Origin of the sequence: Pseudomonas sp. R3-52-08, from assembly GCF_003851745.1 — a bacterium.
Taxonomy (GTDB): Bacteria; Pseudomonadota; Gammaproteobacteria; order Pseudomonadales; family Pseudomonadaceae; genus Aquipseudomonas.
Genome location: NZ_CP027730.1, coordinates 3,521,408 through 3,536,572, shown reverse-complemented (window position 1 = coordinate 3,536,572; position 15,165 = coordinate 3,521,408). Strand labels below are relative to the sequence as shown.

14 protein-coding genes are annotated in these 15,165 nt (G+C 60.3%); 10 read left to right on the top strand and 4 right to left on the bottom strand.

The window, feature by feature from the left end:
• The first annotated feature begins 140 nt into the window (after positions 1-140).
• Together C4J91_RS16075 and C4J91_RS16070 are read left to right on the top strand one after the other, a co-directional pair.
• A complete protein-coding gene (locus C4J91_RS16075) occupies positions 141-881 on the top strand; it encodes a hypothetical protein (RefSeq protein WP_124363245.1) in 741 nt (246 codons plus the stop codon).
• 139 nt (positions 882-1,020) lie between these two features.
• Complete coding sequence (locus C4J91_RS16070) at positions 1,021-1,302, top strand: hypothetical protein (protein WP_124363244.1); 282 nt, start codon at positions 1,021-1,023, stop codon at positions 1,300-1,302.
• A gap of 258 nt (positions 1,303-1,560) precedes the next feature.
• On the opposite strand, the gene C4J91_RS28190 is transcribed toward C4J91_RS16070, so the two are convergent.
• From C4J91_RS28190 to C4J91_RS27585, 3 genes are read right to left on the bottom strand one after another with little or no spacing between them, the layout of a single operon-like run.
• Entirely contained in the window at positions 1,561-2,055 is a 495-nt protein-coding gene (locus C4J91_RS28190; RefSeq protein ID WP_372238291.1) for a hypothetical protein, read from the bottom strand.
• Between the two features lie 55 nt (positions 2,056-2,110).
• The gene (locus tag C4J91_RS16060) at positions 2,111-2,737 is read right to left on the bottom strand and encodes a helix-turn-helix domain-containing protein (RefSeq protein WP_124363243.1); all 627 of its coding nucleotides are present in this window, start codon (positions 2,735-2,737) and stop codon (positions 2,111-2,113) included.
• Positions 2,738-2,742: 5 nt separating this feature from the next.
• Entirely contained in the window at positions 2,743-2,901 is a 159-nt protein-coding gene (locus C4J91_RS27585) for a hypothetical protein (protein WP_164484546.1), read from the bottom strand.
• Between the two features lie 207 nt (positions 2,902-3,108).
• On the opposite strand from C4J91_RS27585, the gene C4J91_RS16055 reads away from it, so the two are divergent.
• Complete coding sequence (locus tag C4J91_RS16055; protein WP_124363242.1) at positions 3,109-5,226, top strand: TonB-dependent receptor domain-containing protein; 2,118 nt, start codon at positions 3,109-3,111, stop codon at positions 5,224-5,226.
• Positions 5,227-5,255: 29 nt separating this feature from the next.
• Here C4J91_RS16055 and C4J91_RS16050 read toward each other — a convergent pair whose 3' ends face one another.
• Positions 5,256-7,073, bottom strand: a complete 1,818-nt coding sequence (locus C4J91_RS16050) for a sigma-54-dependent Fis family transcriptional regulator (RefSeq protein WP_124363241.1) — start codon at positions 7,071-7,073, stop codon at positions 5,256-5,258.
• A gap of 353 nt (positions 7,074-7,426) precedes the next feature.
• On the opposite strand from C4J91_RS16050, the gene C4J91_RS16045 reads away from it, so the two are divergent.
• The 7 genes from C4J91_RS16045 to C4J91_RS16015 all read left to right on the top strand — a co-directional run bounded on the left by C4J91_RS16045 (position 7,427) and on the right by C4J91_RS16015 (position 15,162).
• Positions 7,427-8,521 carry an ABC transporter ATP-binding protein gene (locus tag C4J91_RS16045; RefSeq protein ID WP_124363240.1) on the top strand — a complete coding sequence of 365 codons (1,095 nt, stop codon included), beginning with the start codon at positions 7,427-7,429 and terminating at the stop codon, positions 8,519-8,521.
• Positions 8,521-9,618: an ABC transporter ATP-binding protein gene (locus C4J91_RS16040; RefSeq protein ID WP_124363239.1), complete on the top strand. Its 1,098-nt coding sequence runs from the start codon at positions 8,521-8,523 to the stop codon at positions 9,616-9,618. The genes C4J91_RS16045 and C4J91_RS16040 overlap by 1 nt, the downstream gene beginning before the upstream one ends.
• Positions 9,615-10,481 (top strand): carbohydrate ABC transporter permease, encoded by an 867-nt coding sequence (locus C4J91_RS16035; RefSeq protein ID WP_124363238.1) that lies wholly within the window; start codon positions 9,615-9,617, stop codon positions 10,479-10,481. The genes C4J91_RS16040 and C4J91_RS16035 overlap by 4 nt, the downstream gene beginning before the upstream one ends.
• Positions 10,482-10,491: 10 nt before the next feature.
• Positions 10,492-11,292 (top strand): carbohydrate ABC transporter permease, encoded by an 801-nt coding sequence (locus C4J91_RS16030; protein WP_003232361.1) that lies wholly within the window; start codon positions 10,492-10,494, stop codon positions 11,290-11,292.
• Positions 11,293-11,303: 11 nt separating this feature from the next.
• Positions 11,304-11,576, top strand: a complete 273-nt coding sequence (locus C4J91_RS16025) for a DUF2160 domain-containing protein (RefSeq protein WP_124363237.1) — start codon at positions 11,304-11,306, stop codon at positions 11,574-11,576.
• Positions 11,577-11,737: 161 nt separating this feature from the next.
• A complete protein-coding gene (locus C4J91_RS16020) occupies positions 11,738-13,480 on the top strand; it encodes an ABC transporter substrate-binding protein (RefSeq protein ID WP_124363236.1) in 1,743 nt (580 codons plus the stop codon).
• A gap of 302 nt (positions 13,481-13,782) precedes the next feature.
• The gene (locus C4J91_RS16015) at positions 13,783-15,162 is read left to right on the top strand and encodes an iron-containing redox enzyme family protein (protein WP_124363235.1); all 1,380 of its coding nucleotides are present in this window, start codon (positions 13,783-13,785) and stop codon (positions 15,160-15,162) included.
• Positions 15,163-15,165: the final 3 nt, after the last annotated feature.

The following is a 15,165-nucleotide window of genomic DNA, read 5'->3' as shown; positions in this document are numbered from 1 at the left end:
CGTTTAATAGTTAAAGGCCGGGCCTGTAGTCCGATGCTTATCTGAACCCGTGGTGCTGCACTTTTTCCCGTTTTCCTGATCTACCTCTGTCCCAGCCATCCGATTCCTGCGGTTGGCCAACAGGCGTAGACCCGGTACCGATGCATCGAACGTTCACAGTTTTTATCACCCGTTGGCCGCGGTGGCTGGTTGCGATACTGGCGCTGTGTGCCGTCGGTTGCAGCCAGCAACAGGGGCGCGACATCGCCAGGCAGTTCAGCGATGGCAAGCCCGATGAGTTTTTTCAAACCAGCGTGGACCGCATGGCCACCCTGGGCATGCGCGACAACCTGCAAAGCCTGTATCTGCTGATGAGCAAGCTTTACCTGCGCAATCCCAACCAGTGGCGCCAGTCTGGTTATCCGGATGCGGTGAGCGCTGCGCGCGCTATTCGCCAGGCCATCGAAAACCGTCAGCCATTGCCTGCGCTGGGAGAGCGCCGTGATCTGGTGGCCTTGAGCTACTCCCTGAGCCCGGAGTTTCGAGGTGATCGGGTGGGGGCGTTCATCTACGCGATCGGCAGCATGCTGGTGACCGCACACGGAGGGCGTACGCAGTTCTATGTGACCGACTCGATCAACCCCCAGTTTGTCAGCAACGCCGCACGCAATATCGAGAAAGCCACTTGGCTGCTCGGCCAGCGTCAGGACGCCAATGGCGTGTTGCTGCTGTTTTCCAATGAAATATCGGAGGAGGGCAGTAACCTCAGTTTCGCCGTCGAGTTCGGCAAGATCGTCGCACGCTTGGATCTGCTGACCCAGATACTCGATGAGCGCTACCGACGTATCGGCCTCAACTATGCGCAAAGTCTGCTGCTGATGAATTTCCTGCCTGTGCAGTGACACGCGGGGGCACGAACAGGCCTGTGGGTGCGATGTTTCTTTTTCCTCTGTAGGAAGATGCCTATGATGCCCTGGACAGCTTGAAACACGCCCCCGGTCGGCCCTAGCCTCGGACTTTTCTTAAACACGAGTGCCTACCTTGGGTAAGCGAAAAACGGTTTGGCCTACTGATCGCGAAATCCGCCTGCGATTTATCCTTTTTGCTGTCATCGACGCCGCGAGTGCTCAAGGAGTGGCCTCGGAGGTTTTGCTATCCGCGCACAAACTGCTGCGCGACTCACCGACCGAGGCGCAGCTATGCGATGCGCTTGCCGACATCCTGGCCACCGATGAGATGTATGGGTTCAGATTTCCTGCTGGGTCGGACGCTGACGATCTGACGCAAACCCTGGAATTGCCAGGCAGCGGGGCGCGCAAGTGATCTATTTGCAGTGGGTTAGATCGTTTATTTCCATCTGGAATATTTAAGTTCCTGGTTCGCATATCCATCGCGTCCATTTCGCAACTTACATGGCGTGTTTTGCCGTTGCAGCGTCGGTATCGACGTGATGCCGGTTTTTGCGCGTGTTAAAACCGGCCAAGTCGCCCTTCGAACATCCAATCCTGCTGCTCTGCCAACGTCTTGCGCCGTTGCCTGTCGGTTCTAGAATCGGCGCCAGAACCTGGCCTTTCCTGTCGATTACGGAGTTTCGAACATGATGAACGCAATGCAGATGCCGATGAACACCTCCATGCCAATGATGCCGATGATGGGTATGCCCATGATGATGGCGACCATGCAGTGCGAAATGGCCGGTGACGCCATGATGTGCACCATGAAACCTGCCGCAGGCATGGACATGGCCCAGTTCAAGACCAGCGCCGAGATGATGGCGATGATGATGAACTGCGGCATGCCGATGATGATGCAGTGCGCCAATATGAACATGATGTGCATGTCGGCGGACGCGATGAACATGCTGTCGAGCATGAACATGCCGATGCCCATGGGCATGATGAAATGCGTGATGGAGTGCACCCTGCAGGGTGACAGCATGCTGTGCAAAATGATGCCGATGTCGGGCATGAGCATGGGCATGATGGAAAACTGCTGCATGCTGATGAACAAAATGATTAACGACTGCGCCATGCCGATGATGATGAGCTGCAACGGCATGCCGATGATGTGCTGCACCTGCTGACAGCTCGCCTGGCAGACAAAAGCCCCGAATTTTCGGGGCTTTTTGCATTCAGTCCAGGCGTTCGGGGTAAATGATCACCAGGAACGCCACCGCCTCGCTGTCAGCCGGGTTGCGATAGCGGTGCGGCTGGTCGGCGAAAAACAGAATCGAATCGCCGGTAGAGAGCAGGTAGCGCTCATCGTTGACGCTGACCTCCAGCACCCCCTGGGCGACCACCAGGTTTTCCTGGATGCCGGGTCCGTGGCCCTCGGAGACTTCTTCACCCAGGCCTCGCAGACGGATTTCATAAAATTCGGACTGACGCGCCCTATCGAAAGGGAACAACGCGCGGCTGACGAACGCTCCATCAGCGCTCACCAGGCGTTTGCTCTGTCGCGCCGGCAGCACTTCGACACCCTCGAACGCGCGGTCTTCCAGAAAGGCCGCCACCGACACCTTCAAGCCCTTGGCAATCTTGCACAGCACCTTGATCGACGGCACGCTGCGCCCGGACTCGATTTGCGCCAGCATTGCACGGCTTACGCCGCAGGCACGCGCCAGCCCGTCCAATGACAGGTGGCGCTTGCTGCGCAGGCGTTGCAGGTTATGCGCCACGCACAGGCTGATCACGTCATCGTCGGTGCTGGGTGTGGGCGGCGGCTCAGGCGGTTCGGGAATGGCGTGAAGGAAGTTCATCGGCGTTACGCCTGGCGGGTATCGCTGTTTGCCAAGGCCCGCGCGGTAAACACGGCCAGCCCTGCACGCGCGGCGTACATCGCCCACATCAACTCGGCCGCCGCACGTGCCTGGCGACGCTTACGATGAAGGGTGAAGTCGATGAGGGTGGCGGATGTTTGCATGGGTGGGATCTCGGCGGTGGGGGGTTCGATGACCCACAGTAAAGCGTAGCGGTTATTTCTATAAATACTGAGTTTTCATTTGTTAATTCGATTTTGGACTTACCAGCGAATCCCGGTGCGCGCGTGACTTGGCGGGTGTGGGCGCCTTCCCATGACTGTTCGCGTGCCGGCGCTGCCGTCCACGCCCTGTCTTCCAAGGACCCGCCCATGCTGTTGCGACAACCTCCGCTGCTATTCGCCACCCTGGCCCTCAGTTCGCTGGTACAGGCCGACAGCCTGCAATTGGCGCCGGTCGAAGTCACCACGGGCCAAGCCAGCGCCGGCGAAATCGCCCAGGCGCAGCTCAAAAGCGTGCCCGGCGGCACCAATTTCATTGACATGAACAGCGTGCAGCAAGGGCGAATCAGCACCAATGAGGACGTCTTCAAATACCAGGCCGGGGTATACGCCAAGGCGGCGAACAATGAAGGGGTCAAGCTGTCCATTCGCGGTTCGGGCCTGAACCGCAGCCCCGGTGCTCATGCCTCCGGGCTGTACGAAATGTTCGACGGTCTGCCGCTCACCGGCCCCGGCGGTACGCCCTATGAGCTCAAGGACCCGCTTTGGCAAAGCCGGGTAGAAGTGCTGCGCGGCGCCAATGGCTTCGACCGGGGCGCGTTGGCCCTGGGCGGCGCGGTCAACTATGTCAGCCGCACCGGTCTTGATGCGCCCAAACTGCAACTGCGCTATGAAGCGGGCAGCCGTGGTTACGCCCAGCGCGAGATCAGTTCCGGCCAGGTGCTCGGGGATGCCGATTACTACATCAGCCTCACCGATTCTGCGTCCGACGGTTATCAGCACCAGAGCGCTGGCACCGGCAAGGGCGTCGCGGCCAACTTTGGCTATCGCTTCAACCCGGACCTGGAAACGCGCTTCTATTTTCGCTACCGCGAAACCACCAACGACACCCCGGGCAAGCTCACCCGTTACCAAATCAGCCATGACCCGCGTGCCGCCAACAGCCTCAACGCCGCCCGCGATTCCAAGCGCTTGCAACCGGGTTCCACCTGGATCGCCAACAAGACCACCCTGCAATTGGATGACGCTTCGCGCGTCGAAGTCGGGCTGGCCTATCACGACTACCCGATGGACCTGCGCGAAGGCACCAACCGCCTGAAAGTCGCCTACACCGACATCAGCGGCACCCTCAATTACATTCGCCAGGACAGTCTGTTCGGCCACGACAGCAAAACCACGCTCGGCCTGCGCACCTCCCAGGCGATGCCGAACAACGGCGCCTCGGAGTACGTGCGCATCCCGGCGGGCAATACGGCCGGCTACGCTCCGGGCACCAAGACCCGTGACTACACCTACCTGGGTTCCGACACCGTGCTGCATTTCGGCAACGAACTGGAGCTGGTGCCTGACCTATGGCTGACCACCGGCCTGGCCGCGATCTATACCCGCCGCGAAACCCAGGTCACCTATCCAGACGGCCAGGCACCGACCAGCCAGCACGATTGGGACTACGCGCCACGCATTGGCCTGCGCTATGACTTCACCCCGCAATTGCAGGTGTACACCAACCTGAGCCGCTCGGTAGAGCCGCCGCACGCCTGGTCGATGATCTGGGGTTCCAACAAATACTTCGGTACCGGCAGTGGCGCGGCCACCGGCTTGCAGCGCGAAGGCGTGAAGTTGCGCAACCAGACGGCGACGACGCTGGAAGTCGGTGGCCGCGGTGAGGCCTGGCTAGGCCAGTGGGACCTGGCGCTCTACCGCTCTGAAGTTCGCCACGAGCTGTTGACCGTGGAAACCCAGGCCCAGACCGCGACCAGCAATGCCATCGTCGCCGAAGCCAACGCCAGCCCCACCGTGCATCAGGGCGTGGAACTGAGCCTGCTCAGCCCGCTATGGGAGGGCGGTCGCAACGGCCAGCTTGCGCTGCGCCAAGCCTACACCTTCAGTGATTTCCATTACCGCGATGACGAGCGTTTCGGTGACAACACCTTGCCGGGCATTCCCAAGCATTATTATCAGGCGCAGTTGCGCTACAGCCATCCGAGCGGTTTCTACACCAGCCTCAACACCGAGCATGCCTCGCGGGTGGCGGTGGACTACGCCAACTCTTACTACGCCGCGGCCTACACCACCCTAGGCGCCACGTTTGGCTTTGACGCGCCCAAGCAGGATTGGCAGGCCTGGGTCGATCTGCGCAATCTGACCAACCGGCGTTATGCCAACACCGTTACCCCGGGCTATGACGACAAAGGCCTGGATGTCGCGCGCTCCACACCGGCCGATGGCCGGGGCCTCTATACCGGCGTGTCGTGGCGTTGGCGCTGAAGGGGCATCTGGCTGCCTGACGTGCCGGTTCAGCCTTCGTTCTGGCGCAGGCGCTTATACAGGGTATTGCGGCTCACCCCGAGTTCGCGGGCGAGGTGCGATATGTTGCCGCCTGCCGCCTTCAAGCGTTGCGTCAGGTCGATGCTGTCATCCAGGCGCTCGCTGGCGGGCTGCGGTATCGGCCCCTGCAAATCCACAAAAAAGTCATCGGGCAGATGCTCCGGACGGATCGGCTGTTCCTCAGCCATCGCCAATGCCACCTGCAACACACTGCTGACCTGGCGCAGATTGCCCGGCCATGGATGCTGTTCGAACAGCTTCAGCACCTCGGCGCTCAGGCCGGCCCACTGCGTGGGGTCGCGGTGTCGCTGCCACAGTTGCTGGAACAACGCCTGCTTGTCGCTGCGCTCGCGCAACGGCGGCAGTTCCAGGGTCAGGCCACCAATGCGGTAATACAAATCCTCCCGAAAACGCCCGGCTTGCACCAGCTCCCGTAGCACGCGGTTGGTCGCAGAGATGATGCGCAAGTCCACCGGGAACACCTCACTGCTGCCCACCGGCTGCACGCAGCGTTCCTGCAGTACCCGCAACAGTCGCGCCTGGGTGGGAAGAGGCATATCGCCGATCTCATCGAGAAACAGCGTGCCCTTGTCGGCCTTGCGGATCAGGCCGATGCTGCCCTTTTGATTGGCGCCGGTGAACGCGCCTTTTTCATAGCCGAACAGTTCCGATTCCACCAGCTCAGCCGGAATCGCCGCACAGTTCACCGCGATCAATGCCTGGCGGCTACGGGAACTGGCCTGGTGCAAGGCTTTGACGAATACCTCTTTGCCCACGCCGGTTTCGCCGTGGATCAACAACGGAATGTCCTTCTCCAGCAGGCGCTCGGCCTGGCGCACGGCTTTCTCCACACGCATATCGCCAAAATGCAGGGTGGTGAGGCTGACGGCGCTCGGCTTCGCAGGCGCCGGCTCATTGAACACCCGCGCTTGTACCGGCGTCTGCCTGGGGCGCTTGAGCAGGCATTGGAAGCGATTGCGTCCCGCTGCTTGCAGGGAAAACGCCAGCCCCTCCGGCTGATTCAACAACTCCAGCAGCGACACCTTGAACAAGCTGTCGATCATCACCCTCGACAAGCTGATCCCCAGCAGGTTATCCGCGCGCCGGTTGGCCGACAGCACCTGGCCGCTTTCATCAAAAATCAGCAGGCCTGCCCACTGGCTGTCGAGGTTGCTCAGGCCGGTGTTGAACGTCAGCTGGAAATGCTCGCCGCGAAACAGGTTGAGGATCAGCCGGTTTTCCACGGTCTGGCTCATCATCTTGACCATGCCCAGGGTGTGGGAGGGCGGCAGGTAGCTGTCGCTGGAAACGTCCAGCACCGCGATGATCTCGCGTTGCGCGTCGAAAATCGGCGCCGCCGAACCGGTCATGAAGCGGTTGGCCTTGAGGAAATGTTCGTCGTGCTCGATATGCACGGCCTGGGCACAGGCCAACGCGGTGCCGATGGCGTTGGTGCCGCTGGCGTGTTCCATCCAGCTCGCGCCCGCGCTGAAACCACGGGCCAGCCCAGGCTCGATAAAGCGCTGGGTGCCCCACGACGTCAGGACCTGGCCCTGGTTGTCGGCCAGCATGATCAGGCAGTTGGAATTGCTCAGGATGTTCTCGTAGTAGGGCAGCACCTCCTGATGGGTGGTCTGCACCAGTGAATGCTGGCTCTCCAACAACTGCCGAATGCCCTCGGCGGGCAGTTGGTCGAAGCTGGGGACGCTTTGGTGATCCAGGCCGAATGCTCGGCAACGGCGCCAGGAGTCCTGGATGATGGTGTCGTGAGTCAGTGGTTCGGCCATGTATTGACCTTCATTTTTATTGTTTTGGGGTCTTGCACAATCCAATGGATGTAACCAGGTCAATGTGGGAGGGGGCTTGCCCCCGATAGCGGTGGGTCAGTCAGCACGTTTTTCACTGATGTACCGCCATCGGGGGCAAGCCCCCTCCCACATTTGGCCTTTGTTGGGATCTGAAGAGTGTTGTTCAAAACTGTTCATTGTCAACCCCCTGGCTGTTCAGTTGCGCAGTCAAATTGTTCACTCCCGAACAGCACATTGACCCATTCTCTTACGAATCAACCACCTGCCATTTCTGGCACGAAACTCGCTCTGATAACTGGCCAGATTCATTCCAATAATAAAAAGGTCGTGTCATGTCATTGACCCTGGAACATGTCTCCCGCGTTGTCGAAGGTCAAACCTGGATCGACGACGCCAACCTGCGCTTCGAGGCGGGCTCCTTCAACGTGTTGCTCGGTCGCACCCTGTCCGGCAAGACCAGTTTGATGCGCCTGATGGCCGGTCTGGACAAGCCCGACAGCGGTCGCATCCTGATGAACGGTGTGGATGTCACGCAAAAACCGGTGCGCCTGCGCAACGTGTCGATGGTGTATCAGCAGTTCATCAACTACCCGACCATGACCGTGTTCGAGAACATCGCCTCGCCTTTGCGCCAGGCCGGTGTGTCCAACGAGCTGATCCAGAGCAAGGTGCTGGAAACGGCGCGGATGCTGCGCATCGAGAAATTCCTGCAGCGTCACCCGCTGGAACTGTCCGGTGGCCAGCAGCAGCGTACGGCCATGGCCCGGGCGTTGGTGAAGGACGCCGAGCTGATCCTGTTCGATGAGCCGTTGGTCAACCTGGATTACAAGTTGCGCGAAGAGCTGCGCCAGGAAATGCGCGAACTGTTCAAGGCGCGCCACACCATCGCCATCTACGCCACCACCGAGCCGAACGAAGCGCTGGCGCTGGGCGGTACCACCACCATCCTGCATGAAGGCCGGGTGATCCAGAGCGGCAAGGCCGCCGAGGTCTATCACCAGCCACAAAGCGTATTGGCTGCCGAGTTGTTTTCCGAGCCGCCGATCAACCTGATGCCGGGGCGCATCAGTGGCAACGAAGTGAGTTTCGCCAACTTCGTGCATTTCCCGCTCAATGTCGACCTGCGCCCCATCGGCGAAGGTGAGTTCCGCTTTGGCGTGCGCCCCAGCCATATCAGCCTGGTGCCGAGCAACGACGATGACCTGGAGCTGGCGGTGACCGTGGAAGTCGCCGAGATCAGCGGCTCGGAAACCTTCCTGCATGTGCGCAGCGAACACTTCCTGCTCGTATTGCACCTGCCGGGGGTGCACGAGTACGACGTCGATGCGCCGATCCGCGTGTACATCCCTACCCATAAACTGTTTGTGTTCGATGGCCAGGGCCGTTTGGTCCAGGCCCCTGGGCGCCGTGTCGCGAGGGTTGCCTGATGGCCGAGATCCATTTGCAGAACCTGGCGCACAGCTACAGCGCGACCCCGAGCGGCCCTGAGGATTACGCCATCCGGGCAATGAACCATGTGTGGGAGCAGGGCGGAGCCTACGCCTTGCTCGGGCCGTCGGGCTGCGGCAAGTCGACCTTGCTTAACATCATTTCCGGCCTGCTCAGCCCGTCCGAGGGCCAGGTGTTGTTCGATACCCAAGTGGTCAACGACCTCACCCCGGAAAAGCGCAATATCGCCCAGGTGTTTCAGTTCCCCGTTGTGTACGACACCATGACGGTGTTCGATAACCTGGCGTTTCCCCTGCGCAACCAAGGCATGGCCGAGGCGAAAATTCACAGCAAGGTGCAGGAAATTGCCGAGGTTCTCGACCTGCAAAACCTGTTGAGCAAAAAAGCCCGCAACCTCACCGCCGACGAAAAACAGAAAGTCTCCATGGGCCGTGGCCTGGTGCGCGACGACGTGTCGGCGATCCTGTTCGATGAGCCGCTGACAGTGATCGACCCGCACCTGAAGTGGAAACTGCGGCGCAAGCTCAAGCAGATTCACGAGCAGTTCAACATCACCATGGTCTACGTCACCCACGACCAGCTCGAGGCATCCACCTTCGCCGATAAAATCGCCGTGATGTACGGCGGGCAGATCGTGCAGTTCGGCACGCCACGCGAATTGTTCGAGCGGCCGAGCCACACCTTTGTCGGTTATTTCATCGGCAGCCCTGGGATGAATCTGATCGAGGTGCAGGCCGAGGCGGGTGGGGTGCGGTTTGCCAACACGTCGTTGCCGTTGTCCGAGGCATTGCAGCAACGCCTCGCTGCCACCGATTACAAGAAGCTTCAGGTGGGTATTCGCCCGGAATTCATCCATGTGTGGGACGAGCATAACCCTGACGCCTTGCAGGCCGACGTCACACATGTGGAAGACCTCGGCACCTACAAAATCATGACCCTCAACCTCGACGGCGCCACGCTCAAAGTGCGCCTGGCCGAAGACAAACCGGTGCCCGAAGGCCGCGCCTGCATCAGCTTCCCCGCGCAATGGCTGATGCTCTACGCCGACGATTACCTGCTGGAGGAACTGCCATGAACAAGGTGCAGAACAACAAGGCCTGGTGGCTGGTGTTGCCGGTGTTCCTGCTGGTGGCGTTCAGTGCCGTGATCCCGATGATGACCGTGGTCAACTACTCGGTGCAGGACATTTTCGACCAGTCCAGCCGCTATTTCGTCGGCGCCGACTGGTACAAACAGGTGCTGCTCGACCCGCGCCTGCATGACTCGCTGCTGCGCCAGTTCATCTATTCGGCCTGTGTGCTGCTGATCGAAATCCCGCTGGGCATCGCCATCGCCCTGACCATGCCGACCAAGGGCCGCTGGTCGTCGCTGGTGTTGATCGTGCTGGCGATCCCCTTGTTGATTCCGTGGAACGTGGTCGGCACCATCTGGCAGATTTTCGGTCGCGCCGATATCGGCCTGCTCGGTTACAGCCTCAACGCCATGGGTATCAGCTATAACTATGCGGCGAACACCATGGACGCCTGGGTCACCGTGCTGGTGATGGACGTGTGGCACTGGACTTCATTGGTGGCGTTGCTGTGCTATTCGGGGCTGCGGGCGATCCCGGACGTGTACTACCAGGCTGCGCGCATTGATCGGGCGTCGGCCTGGGCGGTTTTCCGACATATCCAGTTGCCCAAGATGAAAAGCGTGCTGTTGATCGCGGTGATGCTGCGCTTCATGGACAGTTTCATGATCTACACCGAGCCGTTCGTACTCACCGGTGGCGGGCCGGGCAATGCCACCACCTTTCTGAGTCAGACCTTGACCCAGATGGCCGTAGGCCAATTCGATCTCGGCCCGGCGGCGGCGTTTTCGCTGGTGTACTTCCTGATCATCCTGTTGGTGTCCTGGCTGTTCTACACCGCCATGACCCACTCCGACGCCAACCGCTGAGGCCGCCAACATGAGCAAGCGCAAGCTAATTCCCTTATTGATCTACATCCTGTTCCTGTTGGTGCCGATCTACTGGCTGCTGAACATGTCGTTCAAGAGCAACACCGAAATCCTCGGCGGGTTGACCCTGTTTCCGCAGGATTTCACCCTGGCCAACTACAAGGTGATCTTCACCGACCCCAGCTGGTACACCGGCTACCTCAACTCGCTGTACTACGTGAGCTTGAACACGGTGATTTCCCTGAGCGTGGCATTGCCGGCGGCCTACGCGTTTTCGCGCTACCGTTTCCTGGGCGACAAGCACCTGTTCTTCTGGCTGCTGACCAACCGCATGGCGCCGCCGGCGGTGTTTCTGCTGCCGTTTTTCCAGCTGTATTCGTCCATCGGACTGTTTGACACGCATATCGCGGTGGCGCTTGCGCATTGTTTGTTCAACGTGCCGCTGGCGGTGTGGATCCTGGAAGGTTTCATGTCCGGAGTGCCCAAGGAAATCGACGAAACCGCCTACATCGACGGCTACTCTTTCCCCAAGTTTTTCGTGAAGATTTTTATCCCGTTGATCGGCTCCGGTATCGGCGTTACGGCGTTTTTCTGCTTCATGTTTTCCTGGGTCGAACTGTTGCTGGCGCGCACCTTGACCTCGGTCAATGCCAAGCCCATCGCAGCGGTGATGACCCGCACGGTGTCGGCCTCGGGTATCGACTGGGGCGTACTGGCGGCGGCGGGGGTGTTGACCATCCTGCCGGGCATGCTGGTGATCTGGTTTGTTCGTAACCACGTGGCCAAGGGCTTTGCCCTGGGCCGGGTCTAGAGGAATCGATGATGGAATGGATGGCCTGGACCACCCCGACTGCACTGTTCTTTGGCGGCATCGCGCTGATTCTGGCGGGCATGACCACCTGGGAGTTGCGCGCGCCGAGTATCCCTCGGCGTGGTTTTCTGCCGATCAGCACCACCCGTGGTGATCGCTTGTTTATCGGTCTTCTCGGCAGCGCCTACCTGCATTTGCTGGTAATCGGCGCCACCGGCTGGAGCATCTGGGTGGCGACTGCGCTGTCCCTGGTGTGGCTGTTGAGTGTGATGCGCTGGGGCTAGGTGTGCACACCCTGTAGGAGCGAGCTTGCTCGCGAAAATCGTCAACGATAACGCGGTGTTCCCGGTAGCCCGCGGAGTCTTTGAGTTTTTCGCGAGCAAGCTCGCTCCTACAAGAGAGGGGTGTCTGCGAGTCCCGTCTTGAAATTAACCAGGAGGTCTCTATGTTGAATAAAAACAATAAGCTGCGACATAGCATTTCATTGGCCGCCGTACTGGCCCTCAGTGGTTTGAGCGCTACGGCCTGGGCCGATGCGTATGAAGATGCCGCGAAAAAATGGATCGGCAGCGAGTTCAAGCCGTCCACCCTCACGGCCGAACAGCAATTGGAGGAATTGAAGTGGTTTATCAAGGCCTCGGAGCCGTTCCGTGGGATGAAGATCAACGTGGTGTCGGAAACCCTCACCACCCACGAGTATGAATCCAAGGTGCTGGCCAAGGCCTTCAGCGAAATCACCGGGATCAAGCTGACCCACGACCTGCTGCAGGAAGGCGACGTGGTGGAAAAGCTGCAAACCCAGATGCAGTCCGACAAGAATATCTACGACGGTTGGGTCAACGACTCGGACCTGATCGGTACGCACTTTCGCTACGGCAAGACCGAGTCCATCACCGACCTGATGGCCAACGAAGGCAAGGACTTCACCTCGCCGACCCTGGACCTCAAGGACTTTATCGGCCTGTCTTTCACCACCGCCCCGGACGGCAAGATTTACCAGCTGCCCGACCAGCAGTTCGCCAACCTTTACTGGTTCCGCGCCGACTGGTTCGAGCGCCCGGAGCTGAAAGCCAAGTTCAAGGAAAAGTACGGCTATGACCTCGGCGTGCCGGTGAACTGGTCGGCCTATGAAGACATCGCCAAATTCTTCAGCGAAGACGTCAAGGAAATCGACGGCAAGCGCATTTACGGGCACATGGACTACGGCAAGAAAGACCCATCCCTGGGCTGGCGCTTCACCGATGCCTGGTTCTCCATGGCCGGTGGCGGCGACAAGGGCTTGCCCAACGGCTTGCCGGTGGACGAGTGGGGCATTCGCGTGGAGGACTGCCACCCGGTGGGCTCCAGCGTCACTCGCGGCGGTGACACCAACGGCCCGGCCGCTGTTTTTGCCACGCAGAAATACGTGGACTGGATGAAAGCCTACGCGCCACCGGAAGCGGCAGGCATGACCTTCTCCGAATCCGGCCCGGTGCCGTCCCAGGGCAACATCGCCCAACAAATCTTCTGGTACACCGCCTTTACCGCCGACATGGTCAAGCCGGGCCTGCCGGTGGTGAATGCCGACGGTACGCCGAAATGGCGCATGGCGCCGTCACCGGTCGGACCGTACTGGGAAAAGGGCATGAAAAAGGGCTATCAGGACGTAGGATCCTGGACCTTCCTCAAGTCCACGCCGGAGAAGCAGAAACTCGCGGCCTGGCTCTACGCGCAGTTCGTGACCTCGAAAACCGTGTCGCTGAAGAAGACCATCGTCGGCCTGACGCCGATTCGTGAGTCCGATATCAACTCCCAGGCCATGACCGACATGGCCCCCAAACTCGGCGGCCTGGTGGAGTTCTACCGCAGCCCGGCCCGCACCGAGTGGTCGCCGACCGGTACCAACGTGCCGGACTACCCACGCCTGGCGCAACTGTGGTGGAGCAACATCGCGGCCGCCGCCAGCGGCGAGAAAACCCCGCAACAGGCCCTGGACAACCTAGCCAAGGAACAGGACGCGATCATGACGCGCCTGGAGCGCTCCAAGGTGCAACCGGTGTGCGGCCCGAAAATGAACCCCGAGCGTGACGCGCAATACTGGTTCGACCAGCCTGGCGCGCCGAAGCCGAAACTGGCGAACGAGAAGCCTAAAGGCGAGACCGTGAACTACAACGACCTGCTCAAGCAGTGGGAGGCGGCGCGTAAGTAATAGGGACACTGAGTATCAAAAGTGGGAGGGGGCTTGCTCCCGATAGCGGTTTGTCAGTGACCAATGCACTCACTGATCCACCGCTATCGGGAGCAAGCCCCCTCCCACATTTGAATCTGCTTCATGAGCCCGTAAGGCATTTGCAACTTGCCGAGCGACCGCTTATCCCCCCTTTTACAACCTCATTTGAATTTTTCGCACATCCCGAGGCTCTGCATTCCATAAGCGTGTGGTTTGAAGCGCTTTTGCGGGGCCGCCTTGCCGGGTGGCCCGTTGTAACGGACTTTGCGGAAACTGCCACCATGACACTCCTCACTGCGCTGTCGGGCCAACCGGCCTCTCTCACCGACTCGGCCCCTGGCCGGCATCAACGGGTGTATCAACAGCTGTATGGTGAAGCCCCAGGCGCGGCAGCATTGGCGCGTGACTACCTGCAGGATCAGTTGGCGCACGTAGAAGACACCGCTTGCGACCTGCCCGACGTGCCCGAGCAGTTGCTGGCCTGGGTCGAACAGCGTTGCGCCGTCGTGGCCCAGGCTTATGCCGAGTACTTGGAGCAACGCCAGCAGGGCCGGCCGCGTCGCTATTTCCAGAACAAGGCGCACGCGTTGTATGTGCTGCAGCGCGTGGCCCCGACCAAACAGGTCGACGGCGCCTGGCTCTACGGCCTGTTGCGCTATTGGCAGGACCAGCGTTTCGACGGCCTGCTGACCACCTACCTCGAAGAGTTGGGCGACGGCGAAGCCGCGCAGAACCATGTGGTGATCTATCGCAAGCTGCTCAGTGAGCACGATGCTGACAGCGAGGCCGGGCTTGAAGATGGCCACTACCTGCAAGGCGCCCTGCAGCTGGCCCTGGGCCTGTGCGCCGACGAGTTCCTGCCGGAAGTCATCGGTTACAACCTGGGTTACGAGCAGTTGCCACTGCACCTGTTGATCACTTCATACGAACTCAGTGAATTGGGCATCGACCCCTATTACTTCACCCTCCACGTGACCATCGACAACGCCAGCAGCGGCCACGCCAGCAAAGCCGCGCAATCGGTGTTGAGCTTGCTGCCGCTGGGGGAGGGCAGGGAGGCGTTCTACCGTCGTGTTGCGGCCGGGTATCGCCTCAACGATCTCGGCCCAGGCACCACGGCGGTCATCGCAGATTTCGATCTGCAGGACGAAGTGGTGGCCATGCTCGAACGCAAGCGCACCTTTGGTCAGCACATGCATTCGGACTACTGCCGCTTCGAAGGCAAGACCGTCAACCAGTGGCTGGCCAAGCCCGGCCAGATCGGGGATTTCCTCAGGGCAATGGAAGACAAGGGCTGGATCAAGCGCAACCAGGATCCCGCCGAGAGCCGCTTCTGGCAGTTGATCGAGGGGGCGGGAGCGGCAATGTTCGGCGTGTTCAGCGGTTATGAAAAACAGGTGCTGCATGACTGGATCGCCGGGGACTGGATCAGCACCCAGCGCGTGCCGCCGGTTCGTCCGGGCCGTGGCAGCCGTTTCTCCCGCGAGCAGCATCGTCCTGCGGATCCTGACACCCAGGCCCTGGTGGATTCGTTATGGAACTTGCCCGATGACCAGCAGCTCACCGCGCTGATCTCGTGGATGTCGGCGCGGCGTCACTGCAGCCCCGCAGGGTTGTACGCCACCCGCCGCTTTATCCAACTGCGCGCACGCCTGCGCTAAGGA

Coding starts and splice junctions, on each gene's coding strand:
- C4J91_RS16075 (WP_124363245.1), top strand. CDS start 141: ATGCATCGAACGTTCACAGTTTTTATCACCCGTTGGCCGCGGTGGCTG.
- C4J91_RS16060 (WP_124363243.1), bottom strand. CDS start 2,737: ATGAACTTCCTTCACGCCATTCCCGAACCGCCTGAGCCGCCGCCCACA.
- C4J91_RS27585 (WP_164484546.1), bottom strand. CDS start 2,901: ATGCAAACATCCGCCACCCTCATCGACTTCACCCTTCATCGTAAGCGT.
- C4J91_RS16055 (WP_124363242.1), top strand. CDS start 3,109: ATGCTGTTGCGACAACCTCCGCTGCTATTCGCCACCCTGGCCCTCAGT.
- C4J91_RS16050 (WP_124363241.1), bottom strand. CDS start 7,073: ATGGCCGAACCACTGACTCACGACACCATCATCCAGGACTCCTGGCGC.
- C4J91_RS16045 (WP_124363240.1), top strand. CDS start 7,427: ATGTCATTGACCCTGGAACATGTCTCCCGCGTTGTCGAAGGTCAAACC.
- C4J91_RS16040 (WP_124363239.1), top strand. CDS start 8,521: ATGGCCGAGATCCATTTGCAGAACCTGGCGCACAGCTACAGCGCGACC.
- C4J91_RS16035 (WP_124363238.1), top strand. CDS start 9,615: ATGAACAAGGTGCAGAACAACAAGGCCTGGTGGCTGGTGTTGCCGGTG.
- C4J91_RS16030 (WP_003232361.1), top strand. CDS start 10,492: ATGAGCAAGCGCAAGCTAATTCCCTTATTGATCTACATCCTGTTCCTG.
- C4J91_RS16025 (WP_124363237.1), top strand. CDS start 11,304: ATGGAATGGATGGCCTGGACCACCCCGACTGCACTGTTCTTTGGCGGC.
- C4J91_RS16020 (WP_124363236.1), top strand. CDS start 11,738: ATGTTGAATAAAAACAATAAGCTGCGACATAGCATTTCATTGGCCGCC.
- C4J91_RS16015 (WP_124363235.1), top strand. CDS start 13,783: ATGACACTCCTCACTGCGCTGTCGGGCCAACCGGCCTCTCTCACCGAC.